The organism is Leptotrichia rugosa (genome assembly GCF_041200005.1).
Lineage (GTDB): Bacteria > Fusobacteriota > Fusobacteriia > Fusobacteriales > Leptotrichiaceae > Leptotrichia > Leptotrichia rugosa.
Genome location: NZ_CP165644.1, coordinates 1,454,785 through 1,467,297, shown reverse-complemented (window position 1 = coordinate 1,467,297; position 12,513 = coordinate 1,454,785). Strand labels below are relative to the sequence as shown.

Genomic DNA, 12,513 nt, shown 5'->3' with positions numbered 1-12,513 from the left:
AACAATAGGAGATAGAATATATAAAAATAATAATAGAAATATTTATAAAGTTACATTTCAGGTCATGTCAGTGTAAGAGGAGTAATAGATTTAATTAAAGAGTTAAATCCAGAAAATATTATGCTAGTTCATGGAGATTTAGAAGCTAGTAGAAGTGTAGAAAGAGGAATTAAGGATAAAAAAGTATTTATTCCAGAAATTGATGAAAAAGTCTATTTAATTGATAATGGAGAAAAAAATTTTTTAGTATGCAACATAAATTTTCTAAGATAGTAATAGATATTAACCAAGATTATAGATTAAATCCAGAGAATACTAATATTTTGGAAAGTGAAGAATATAATGAATATCCTGTGGTGAAATTAATTAAAAGTAAAAATATAGGAAAAATTCAGAAAAAATTATTACATTTTGAATTTATTATATCAAGAAAAAATGAGAAGTTTTTTGAAAGATTAATGCTAGAGTTGGGAGAAATAGGAATAAGTTCTAATATAAGTTATTATAATAATCAAAATGAAGAAATAATGGAAGATATAGCGATGTTAGTTTCTGATACTAATGAAAAATCTAATGTATATTTAGTTAGTGTACCGTTTGAATTAGTTGAAAAAGTTATAGTTATTTCACAAATGACAGGAACTCATATATATATTTATAATAATAATAATTTCGAATTAATTTTAAATTTTCCTTTTGATATTTCAGAGAATATAGAAAAAAAACTAAGAAAAGAGCTTAGAACTCCTGAAGTAAAAGCATTAATTCGTAAATTAAGATACTATCATCAACTAAAATCAAATGAAAGAAAGAGAATATACGAAGAAAAACTTTCTGAAAGACCTAATTATGATATTTCCAACGGAATTTATAAGAGTAATATTTTTTATTGTTTAGATAATTCATTATGGGGAGATATAGATCATATTTATGGAATAAAATCAAAAGAAGTAGTTGAAGATTTAGAATTTATATATTCTAAATTAAATGAAAAAATAAAATCAATTCGTATGTTGAATTATATATTTTCTTATAAAGAAAATAAAATTTATAGAGAAATTTTAGGAATAAGTGATAATAAAATATTTGGGAAATATTATTTAGAAAATGGAATACAATATTTTGAGATAGTTTTAAAGAGAAAAGAAAAAATAGATAGAATTGTGGAAGAAATAAAAAAATATAAAGAATTATAGGAAGTATAAAATGAGAGTAGCAATATATGATAATAAAAATAAAAAAGAAATAGAAAATAAAAATTACGATTTAATAATTTTTTTAGAAGATGAAATAGACTATTTGAATGGTGAAAAAGTTGATAAAAATAAAATTTTGAAATTTTTAGATTATTTATATGAAAAAATAGGGAGAATCCAGAATAAAGTGCAGGATAATATAGAAATACATTATTTTGGAGAAAATTTAAGAGTATGGTCATATTTACTTTTATTTTCTTATACTCATGAAGCAAAAAGATTATTTCAGAAAAATAGAGAAGTAAAAGAGAGTAATTTATTGAGATTAGGTTTAGATAATATAGGATTAGGCATAGAAGATATAAAAAATAAAATATCAAAAAGAGACTATAGCAATTTACCAGAATTAATAAAAAATTTTTATTATGAAAATTTGGAAGAGTATAAACTTTCAGAGATAGGAAAGGATTATGTTAAAAATATTAAAAATAAAAGAAAATGAATATAGAAATATTTATGTGATTTCAGATATTCATGCTCATGGGAATTTGTTAGAAAATTTATTAAAAAAAATAAAGTATTCAAAGGAAGATTTATTTATAGTTTTAGGTGATTCTTGTGACAGAGGAAACGAATTAGAAAAAACCTATGAAATATTATTTAAGTTAAAAAAAGAAAATAATTTAATACATTTGTTAGGGAATCATGAAAAAATGTTAGAAGATTATTATATGGATATCAATACAAAAACATATCTTATGAAAGAAAATGGAGGAAATGGAACTAAAATAATTTTAGAAGATAATGAAGAATTAAAAGATAATATATTAGATTTTATTTATGAAATGCCACATATTGTAGAAAGTGAAAATTATATATTTGTTCATGCTGGGATAGATAAAAAATTATCGCTTGAAAATCAAGACGAAAAATATATCTTATGGACAAGAGATAGGTTTTGGTTAGATAAAAGTAGTAAAAACAATAAAATAATAGTTTTTGGGCATAGAATACAGGAATATGGGAATATAAAAGTAGATAATTTTTATAATTATATTGGAATGGATTGTGGAACTTATAAATTTAACAGATTGGGATGTTATGAGTTAAAAAGCAAAAAAATTTATATGAGTGAGGAAAATATATGAAAAATGATAAAAAAAGATATTTTATTTTAAAAAAATACTCAGATTTTGTTTTGTATAAAGATGGTGATAAAGAAGTTAAACTTCCAAAAAATGTTTTTCTTGTATATGATGATGTTGAAGAAGGAGATGTTTGGGAATTAAAATATAATAAAAAGAACGGACGATATGATTATTTCTCAAATTTATTTGATCCAAATTATTATAAAGAAGAATTTTTAGAAGGAGTCGTATATAAAGGGAAAATATTTAGAATTGCAAATAATTTTTATTTAGTTAGGGTTGATAAATATAAATATGGATTAATTTATAAGAATGAAATGGATTCTAATTCAAAAGTTGGAGATGAGATAGAATTTATTATAACTTATAGTAAAAAAGGCAAACAAAATTTAAGTTGTTATAAAGTTAATGAAGAAAAATATATTAATCTGATAGAAAAATTAAATCAAAGTTCAAAGAAATTAATTATTCATAGTGTAGAAGAAATAAGTGGAAAAAAAAATGAAGAAATAAATGGGAAAATAATTGAAATAGATGAAATAGAATTAAAAGGTTGGAGTTATTTAGTTGAAGATATAGAAAATAACTTGAAATTTAAATTATTCATTTCCTCAAAAATAGATACTTACTATAATCAGAGAAATTATGAAATAATAGATAATTTAAGAATAGGAAATGAAAAAGTAGAGAGATACTTTAACTGTAAAATTATAAATAAAAAAATAAGATATGGTGTATACAGTATTCAGATGGATAAAGAATTTGAAGAGAGAATACAAATAGAAGATGATGAATTTTTTGCAAAGATGAAAAAAAATGAATCAGATATTAATGATTTAACTTATTATATAGAAAGAGAAGATATAGGATTAGCAAAATTTAATATAAATTCTTTTAGTTTAATAGAATTAAGTTTATTGGATACTTTACATGATGATTGGGTTTGTCTTGAATTAGCAAAAGACAAAAAAGAAAATCGAAACAGGATACAATTAAAACGAGTGATGAATCCTGAAGAAGAAATAGAAAATTTCTATATCTCAAAAATAATAAAAACATTTTCTAATAAAATTGTATATCAGTTGAGTTTACAAAATAAAAAAAATGTGTTAAATAATAGATTGTTCATAGAAGCTTCAGATATTGATTATTTGGAAAGTGTTGTAAAAGTAGGAAAAGTTTTTGAAAGATTGAGATATAAATATCAAGTAGGTGGAATTTTTTATTTTTATACGAGACTTCCATATTTAGAAAATCCGTTAGTTAAAATATTTGATGGAAAATTTTCAGGTGATACAATAATAGGAAGAGTATATGAAATAACAAATAATGATATTCAAGTTATTCTTGAAAATGAATATAAAATAATTATTCCAAAAGAAAAATTAAAAAAATTAACAAAATTTAATATAGTAGATTATTATGAAAAAGATAAATTGTATGAATTTTATATTGATAATGTTTTAATTGAGATGAATGAAGTATCTTTGACAGGTTATAATCCGTCTAAAATAGGAAAAATAATGCAGAGAATTGAAAAAGGTGATATTTTAGAGTGTACAGTAGAAAAAACTTATCATGGGCTAGTAGGAGTTTATGAAAAAGATAATGAATATATAGAAGTAAAGGTTCCGAATGAAGAAATATCATATCTTTCTACAGAACTATCTTTTGAAAAAAATAAAAAATATCAATTTAGAGTTTTAGAAAAAGAAAAGAATATATTGATATTGTCTCGTAAAAGATTATCACCGAATATACGATATGAGTTAGAAGAGAATTATCCTGTTGGCAGTGAAATAGAAGGAATTTATTTTACAGAAGATGATGAAGGTTTTTATTTTAATTTGACAAATCAAGGCTATTCTTTGAATTTAGGCGATTTAATAGGGTATTTGCCTTATAATAAGATTTCTTTGTATCCTAATGTAGAAGATTTGAAAAATCAATTTTTAAATAATTCGTATAAAAAATATAGAATTGATAGCTATCCTAAAAATATGAATAGCTTAAATTTAAAAGATAGGGCCATTCAATTAAAGATGCCAGACGAACATTTAACAATAGAAAAAATATTAGAGGGAATTAATTTTGAAAAATTTGTTTTAGATGTAAAAAATATGACAAATAAAAAATTAATAAAAATGGATGAAAACAAGTTATATTTTGAATCAATTGTAAAAAATCAAAAAATTATTTTTTCAATAAAAAAAGATGAATTTTTGTTTGAAGAAGTTTCAAAAGAAAATTATTTATTGAAATTGAAAGAATATTATTTACATTTAAAAGAAAATAAAGACCTAAATGATATTTATAATGATTTGTATTCAATATTTGCTGATAATTATAATAAAATATATGTTTCATTGAAAGGAATTGAATTATTAAATAATACAATAGAGGTATCCCTAAAACAAAAAATAAAAAATATTTTAGTTCAAAAAAAATATCCAAAGATAGAAAATTCAAAAAATATATATTTATTGGATGATAAAAAACTGAATATAAAGTTGAAGTTTGATTCAAATATGTCAGATTCAAATTATAGTTATTATATTTTTGGATTTGAAGAAGATTTATGTATATTGAAAATTAATATTTTTAATAAGGATATGATAGGGAATGAAATTGAAGTCATTGTCAAAGAAAAAATTTCAGAAACAAAATATAAATGCCAAATTTATGAAGCTCAAATTTTAGTAACTGCTGATTCAAAATTATATCTAGGTGAAAAAATTTATTGTAAAATTAATGAAGTAACAGAAGAAAAGGTAATTGGAGAATTGAAAATTTATGAAAATAAAGATGAAATTATAAAAAATAGTTGCTATAATTTACAAAAGTATTTAGAAAAAAATGTTCAAGAAATTTCTGTTGAAACTTTACAAGAATATATTGTAAAAAAAGATAAATATTATAAAAAAATACCACTATTTAATAAATATTATTCTATGATTTTATCAGGAAATAAAAAAGGTAAGTATATTTTTGACAAAGAAGAGTTCTCTAACGGTGCATTTGGTAAGATTTATGCAGGATATAATCTAATTACTGATGAGAAAGTTATCTTAAAAAGATATAGCGCAGACAAAGAAATAGAAGAATATGAAAGTTTTTATCATGAAGCGCGACTTTTAAATGAAATGAATTTAGAGGTATTAATGAAAGTATATGAGTATGATAAAGATGAGTATATAGGTGAATATATAGAGGGTAAAACATTTAAGAAATATTTGGAAGAAGATCACACAGTAAAAGAAAAATTAGAAAAATTAATTAAAATAAGTGATGCTTTGGATTTGATTTATAGCGAAGAAATTTACCATCTTGATGTAAAACCAGATAATATTATGATTGAAAAAAATGGAAACATAAAATTAATTGATTTTGGCTGTTCACAGTCGAAATATGAAGAGTATGGGAAGTATGGAACTTTATTGTATTCTTCTCCAAAACAATGTCTTGCCTATAAAGAAAATGAGAAAGTTAAATATAGTGAAAAAGATGATATCTACTCATTTGGTATAATGATGTATCAGTGTTTTGTAGGAAAAGTTCCTTATGGAAATGAATTGGGAGAAGAAGGAATAATTGTTGGACATAGAAAAGGAAGAATAGTTACTGAAAATGTCGAATATAAATATCAAAGTCCAGTTGAAGTAAATAAAGAAGTAAATTTAAATTTATCAGAAATTATAGACAAATGTTTAGAATTAGATGAAAATGATAGATATGAAAATATTTGGGATATAAAAGAAGAATTAGAAAGAATTATTGAGGAGATTTAAATGGGATTTTTTAATAATATTTTTGGAAGCCGTCAATCTAGAGATGAAGAAATATTGTATAATCAACGAGAACAGCAAAGAACACAAGAACAATTTAGGAATGAAGTATTAAGAAAGGAAAGACAGCATCAAAGAGAAACAAAAGAACTTAGAGATACAATATTTCAATTGCAAGAACAAATGAGAGCTTTAAAAAATGAACAAAGAAATTTAAAAAGAAGCCGAGATGCATCAGATAAAATTAAATTACAAGAAAATAAAATAAAAGAAGAAGTGACAAAAAAACAATTACAAAAAAAGGAGAAAGAGGAACAAGAATTAAAAAATAGAAATAAAATTTCGGAAAAAGAATACTTGGAAGCAAAAGAAATAACTGAAAAGATAAAGAAGCAATTGAAAAAGCATATTGAACATAAAAATAGTTTTGAAATAGAAAAAATTGAAAAAAAATTAAAAGATAACATTATAATTTTTAAAAATAGATTTGTAAATGATAGAAATACAAGTATGAAGGAGTTAGAGATTGTAAAAGAAATTATTTATAATATTGCTAATTATTATTACAATTCTGGTGAATATGAAAAAGCTTTAAATCTTTTTCTTGAATACAAGGAATTTAATACATCAGAAGATGAAAGAGATGTTGAAAAGAAAATTATTGATTCTTCATTTGAATGTGGAAAATATAAAGATGTTGAAAAATATTTAGAAAATTATCAAGAGAAAGAAAAAGAAAAAGAGTATATTTCAAAATTGGCTTTTTATTTAAAATTAGATAAAGATGAGGAAATAGAAAAGTATATAGAAAAGACAGAAAAATTATTTTTAAATGATACAAGTAATATAAGTAAACTTTATTGGGAAAAATACAGTGAACTATTAGAAGAATATTGTTTGAACAGAAAAAATAATAAAAAATTTATAAGTTATTTATTTTTTGTGCTTTTATATAGAAGAAAATTTTCAAAAATTAAAGAATTATTGATGAAATTTGATTCATTCGAGGAAAAAGAATTTTTTGAAGGTATTTTGGATTTAAGAAACAATGAAAATCGATTAGCAGCTAAAAAAATAGAAAAATATAAAGAGACACTATATGGTAAATTATATTACTTAGAAGCTATAAAAAATGATTTGAATGAGAATAATATGAATGATCTGAATGAATTTTTAAAAATTAAATTTGAAGAAGTAGATAAAAAAATATTTTTTACAGATTTTATACATATTCAAAATAAAAAATATGAATTTTTGTCAGCAAAATTAGAATATGTAAGAATAAATAAAAAAGAAAAATTATCTGATACATTAGATGAAATAACAAATATTTTAGAAGAAGATGTAAGAGTTAAACAAGAAAGAGGAAAAGCTTCTTTGTGGATAGCTCTGATAGAAAGTAAAGAGTATTTAGAAAAATTGAGTAGTCCACTAACAGGAAAAATTAATAGTATCTTGCAAAAATATCTATCTGAAGATGAAATTGAAAAATTAAAGGATGGATTAGAAGAACTACCAGAAATAGATATTTTAGAAGAGTATACAATGTTAGATTTAAAAAATAATATTTCTTGGTATAAAGACATAAGATGCAAAAATAATTTAACAGGAGATTTGAAGATTTATATTGAATTAACTGAAACAATGAATAAAAATAAAAAAGCTGAAAAACAGGTAGCTCTTTCAAATGATCAAAAATTAGGTAAAAATTCAGAAAATTTTTTAAGAATTGATAATTTTTATTTAGAAGATAATAAAATACAAATTATAACAGAGGATTATAAAGAATTATATGAAGAATTTAAAAGCAAATATACTGTTATGTCATATGAAGAGAAGTTAAAAGAGGCTGGTAAATTGATAGAAGCATTCAAAAAATTAGAAGCAGAAAAGATATTTTTTAATAGATTTAATCCAGATAATTTAGTTATTAGCGATGGAAAATATAAATTTAGATTTTTAAATTATATAAAAACTAATTCAAATGGAAGTTTAAGTTCAACTAACAGTTCTTTGAGTAAAAAAAGTAGCCTTTATCAATCTCCAGAATATATAGAGAAAAATATTGGGAAAGAGAGTAATATTTATATATTAGGGTTAATGTTATATGAAATATTTTATGGGTATCATATTATAACAGGAATTATAGATTCTAGTTTGTCTTTGGAAAATAAAGAAAAAGTAAGAGAAGCATTTTATTTTGAGAAAGATATAGATAAATCTATTGTGAAATATATTTCTTCAGATAGATTATGGGAAGAAAACAAAGAAAAAAATACAGTTAAAATTAGAAAAATACAACCAATGTATTATGTTCCAGAAGGAGTAAGTGATTTAATAAAAGAGATTTTATCAATCACAAAGTCAGAAAGACCTTCATTAGAAGAAATATCTGAAAGATTAGAAGATATAAAATATGATACAAAAAATTATGAAGGTTATATTCCGAATAATTTTAAAAAGAAGATTTAGAAAAGGTAATAAATTCTTTAAAAGCATCTATAAAAAGAGCAATTATCAGAGATACTAGTTTACAGAAAATTTTTTCAAATGTAAAATTTGATGAAAAGGCACCAGCTTTAATTGTACTTAAAATGAATGATGATAGAGTATTCGAAATAAGTGAAATTGGAGAGTTTTATACTCTTGTTGAAAGAAAGAGAAAAAATGAACTAAATATTTCAAAAGAAGAAATAAAAGAAAAAATTGAAAAATTATTACAAGAAAAAGATTATAAAGAATTTTCGGAAAAAAATAAAATATCAGAAACTAAATCAGAAGAATTTCTTTATGGCATGAGAGAGATTTTGGATAAATATTTTGAGAATGGTGTAATAGAATTGGATAATGAAAGAGAATATTTTGAGGAAGTTTTAGGGAAAACTGAAGAAGTTAGTCAATTATTTGCAACATCAGATTCAATAATTTTATTTAAAATATTAGAAAAATTATTATATTAAGTGAGGAGAAATAAAAATGTCAGCAGGAATAGAGTTTGAATTTTTTATAGATGATGTCAAAAATTTCATTTTTAGAAAAAGAAGAAATATGGATCAAATAAATTCTAGTATGAGAAAGGAAATAGAGAATTCTAAGAAGGATTTAGAAAAATTACAAAAAAGTTCTTCTAGTAATATTGAAGAATACAGAAATAGAAGTGCATCAGCAATAAATGAATACATAAATTATTTTTTAAGTAAAAACGAAATAGAAGAAGTTAAAAAATATCAAAAACTTTTAAAAAAATTGAATGAAACTATAAAATTTTCTGAAATTTTTGAAATTTATGATAAAACAACAGAATATTATGATGAATATCAAGATAAACTTGAAGAAAAAAATAATGAAGAAATTTTGAGAGAATATATAATTACAAAATTACAAGAAATGGGAAATGAAATATATATAGATGAAGATGGAAAAATTATTTCACCAAAAGGAGAAAATGATTTAGTTATTGAAATTAAAAAAGATAATTTGAAATTAGATATTCCAGGAAAAGGAAGAAGTTGTGTTTCAACAATGATGGAATTCGAGAGAATAACAAAAAATGAATTAAAAAAAGGCAAAATGGAGTGGCATGCATTAGAAAAAGAAAAAAATAAAAAAAGTATTAATAAAGTAAAAAGAAACTTAAATTTTAATCAAGTTTATGATAAAAAATTAATGGAAAAAATAAAATAAAAAATAATAGAGATTATAAAAGTTTAAATTTTTAAATGGAAGTGGAGAAAATTGAATAGTATAATTTTAGAACTTTCTGCATTAGAAAATAAAATAATAGATAATACAAAAATATATGGTTTAGAAATTCATAAAAAAATTTCTGAAATGTTAGAAGTAGAAGATAAAAATGATTTAAGAGTATCTAATATTTTTGGGGAATTTTTTAAGAAAAGAATAGAATTAGAAAAAAACGAAAAATATAAAATTAGGATAACTACCAAAACACAAGAAAAACTTTTAAAGTTACGAGATCAATTATTTCAATTAGCTATAAATGAAGAAAATATAGTAATAGGAGAAGGAATATTTCAGTTAGCTGGAATTATAACAAAGAATGATACTTGGTGTGGTGAGTATGATCTTAGGAAAGAAGTAAAAAATTTAGATATAAATAAATTTAATTTTTTAAAAAAAATAAATTTAAAAATTGTTACCCCAATTTTAGTAGATGGAAAATCAATTTTTGGGTTTGAAAAAATTTTAGAAATTATTTTAAAAGAAGTAGAGAGTAAACTAGAAGAAGCAGAAATAAAAGTACTAAAAGAAAAAATATTAAATTTTATTACAGTAAAAAGAGAATTTTATCGAGAGAAAAAAGTAAATTTATTAAATAATAATATAAAAAAAGTATATATAGGAGATATAGAAATAGAATTATATGGATATTATGGGGAATTCTTTTTAGTTCTTCTTCAGTATCTAAGATATGCTGGAATAGGTGAGTTTAAAGAATATGGATTTGGAGAAATAATTTTAAAAAGTTAAGTAAAAATAAAAAGTAATTATAAAAGAAATAATTTAAATATACAGTTATAAATTTGTATTAGTTGAAATTAAGAAGAATATTGAAAGGAAAGGATAGTTATCATTGAAATACTCAATACTAAAATTCAAAAGAAACGAAAAGCATACAATGAGAGACCTAGAAAAATTAAGAGGCTTTTTGGCAGATAAATATAAAGAAAATGTGTTATTCCATAATCATTTATCAGACGGATATAATTATTCGTATCCTAAGTTGCAGTATAAATTGATAAAAAATACACTTTCTGTGATGGGAATTGGTGAAGAGGTTATTGAAATAAATAAAAAACTTTTTGAGGAAGTTGATTATTTAAATATTGATGGAAATTTTATTTTTGATATTCAGAAAGAGCTGGAAATATACGATGAAGAGATAAAATATACAGGCGATAAAATGTATGAATATAGATTTATAACACCTTATTTGCCATTAAATGAAAAAAATTATGCAAAATACTTGAAAAGAGAATACACATTGGAACAAGCTATTACGAATAATATATTAGAAGTTTTAAAAGGATTGGGAATTTGGCTTGACAGAGAAAATAAAATTTATGTATCTCAAAATTTAGAAATAACATCAAGAGATTTAAAAAATGTAAATATGATAGCGTTTATTGGGAGTTTTTCTGTGAATATGAAATTTCCAGATTATTTTTCGATTGGAAAAAGAAAAAGTATTGGATTTGGAACTTTTATAAAAAATAATTTTTAATTTTTATTTTTTGGAGGAGAAATATCAAGAGTTTAATTTCGTAATATTTGGGTGTATAAAAATTTTTGTGAAAACCTCTAAATAATATATGGTAAAATAACTATATAATATTTGGAGGTTTTTGTTATGGCTAAAAAGAAAATTAGCATTGAAGGTCAAATTCTTTTTCTCTGCCCTAAAGGGGATGAGCAGCAGAGATATTGAATATTATTTTAACAATCAGAAAAACAGTTTGCTATTTAATAATCAAAGTTTAGGATAAACTATATAAAGTTTAAAATTTAATTTTAAATAATATGTCATTAAAAGTTACTTCTTTATTATAATAATCTAATTTTTCTAACCATATTTCTAATTCATTCTTTCTTTTTCTAAAAATTTCCAAATCCTTTTTATTTCTCGATATAATTCCTTCAAAATGCTCGGGTAAGTTGCATAATTCATAATAACCACACAAAAAATCATATTTTGAATTATTCCCTAATGAAATAGACCAGTTAAATGGCATTTTAGATTTTTCTATATCAATATAAATTTCTGAAACCCATTTTATTTCATTTTCTTCTTCTATTAAATAATATGGTTTTTTATTATTTTTAAAATAGCATATTCCCATTACCAGATAATCTATAATATTTTTACTATTTTTATATCTTATTTTCATACAAACTCCCTATTTATTTTTCAAATTCGTATAGCATATTATCAAAAATTTTACTATAGTCTAAAATTTCATCATAATATTCTAAATTTTTTTGCCAATTCTTTTTCATTTCATTAGATTGTAATTTCAAATATTCTATTGCTTCTTTTCCTTCCCAGTGATAAGCGGCGTAAATAAGATTTTTTGTTAATTTTTTTGGACCTATGACTACTTTGCACCATTTTTCATTTATTGCTTTCCAGTGCCAATTAAAAGGTATTCTTCCATCAATAATTTCTAACTCTGTACCAAGAACTTCAAAATTGCTATACAACAAAAATAATTTTTCCTGATTATCTAAAATAACAATTCCAAAAACTTCATAAATCGTTCCGTCTTCTTTTAATTTTACTTTCATTAAATATTTTCACATCCTAATTTTTCTATCTTTAATTAATAAGATTTAATCTACCGTTATTTTTGTATAGTTTTTTAT

At 22.0% G+C, this 12,513-nt stretch carries 12 protein-coding genes; 10 read left to right on the top strand and 2 right to left on the bottom strand.

Features of this window, described 5'->3' with window-relative positions:
• Positions 1 to 54 precede the first annotated feature (54 nt).
• The 10 genes from AB8B22_RS07250 (at position 55) to AB8B22_RS07205 (ending at position 11,374) form a co-directional block, all read left to right on the top strand.
• Positions 55 to 273 (top strand): MBL fold metallo-hydrolase RNA specificity domain-containing protein, encoded by a 219-nt coding sequence (locus AB8B22_RS07250; RefSeq protein WP_369711939.1) that lies wholly within the window; start codon positions 55 to 57, stop codon positions 271 to 273.
• Entirely contained in the window at positions 249 to 1,196 is a 948-nt protein-coding gene (locus tag AB8B22_RS07245; RefSeq protein WP_369710608.1) for a hypothetical protein, read from the top strand. The genes AB8B22_RS07250 and AB8B22_RS07245 overlap by 25 nt, the downstream gene beginning before the upstream one ends.
• 10 nt (positions 1,197 to 1,206) lie before the next feature.
• Positions 1,207 to 1,698 (top strand): hypothetical protein, encoded by a 492-nt coding sequence (locus AB8B22_RS07240; protein ID WP_369710607.1) that lies wholly within the window; start codon positions 1,207 to 1,209, stop codon positions 1,696 to 1,698.
• The gene (locus AB8B22_RS07235; RefSeq protein ID WP_369710606.1) at positions 1,667 to 2,344 is read left to right on the top strand and encodes a metallophosphoesterase; all 678 of its coding nucleotides are present in this window, start codon (positions 1,667 to 1,669) and stop codon (positions 2,342 to 2,344) included. Before AB8B22_RS07240 ends, AB8B22_RS07235 begins: the two co-directional genes overlap by 32 nt.
• A complete protein-coding gene (locus tag AB8B22_RS07230) occupies positions 2,341 to 6,132 on the top strand; it encodes a serine/threonine-protein kinase (RefSeq protein ID WP_369710605.1) in 3,792 nt (1,263 codons plus the stop codon). The genes AB8B22_RS07235 and AB8B22_RS07230 overlap by 4 nt, the downstream gene beginning before the upstream one ends.
• On the top strand, positions 6,133 to 8,601 hold the full coding sequence (locus AB8B22_RS07225; protein WP_369710604.1) for a hypothetical protein: 2,469 nt from the start codon (positions 6,133 to 6,135) through the stop codon (positions 8,599 to 8,601).
• Between the two features lie 122 nt (positions 8,602 to 8,723).
• Entirely contained in the window at positions 8,724 to 9,089 is a 366-nt protein-coding gene (locus AB8B22_RS07220) for a hypothetical protein (RefSeq protein ID WP_369710603.1), read from the top strand.
• Positions 9,090 to 9,105: 16 nt separating this feature from the next.
• Positions 9,106 to 9,813, top strand: a complete 708-nt coding sequence (locus AB8B22_RS07215; protein WP_369710602.1) for a hypothetical protein — start codon at positions 9,106 to 9,108, stop codon at positions 9,811 to 9,813.
• Between the two features lie 51 nt (positions 9,814 to 9,864).
• Complete coding sequence (locus AB8B22_RS07210; protein ID WP_369710601.1) at positions 9,865 to 10,620, top strand: hypothetical protein; 756 nt, start codon at positions 9,865 to 9,867, stop codon at positions 10,618 to 10,620.
• 103 nt (positions 10,621 to 10,723) lie between these two features.
• The gene (locus AB8B22_RS07205; RefSeq protein ID WP_369710600.1) at positions 10,724 to 11,374 is read left to right on the top strand and encodes a CRISPR-associated endonuclease Cas6; all 651 of its coding nucleotides are present in this window, start codon (positions 10,724 to 10,726) and stop codon (positions 11,372 to 11,374) included.
• 274 nt (positions 11,375 to 11,648) lie between these two features.
• On the opposite strand, the gene AB8B22_RS07200 is transcribed toward AB8B22_RS07205, so the two are convergent.
• Positions 11,649 to 12,038: a hypothetical protein gene (locus AB8B22_RS07200; protein WP_369710599.1), complete on the bottom strand. Its 390-nt coding sequence runs from the start codon at positions 12,036 to 12,038 to the stop codon at positions 11,649 to 11,651.
• A gap of 13 nt (positions 12,039 to 12,051) precedes the next feature.
• The gene (locus AB8B22_RS07195; protein WP_369710598.1) at positions 12,052 to 12,435 is read right to left on the bottom strand and encodes a hypothetical protein; all 384 of its coding nucleotides are present in this window, start codon (positions 12,433 to 12,435) and stop codon (positions 12,052 to 12,054) included.
• Between the last annotated feature and the right edge of the window lie 78 nt (positions 12,436 to 12,513).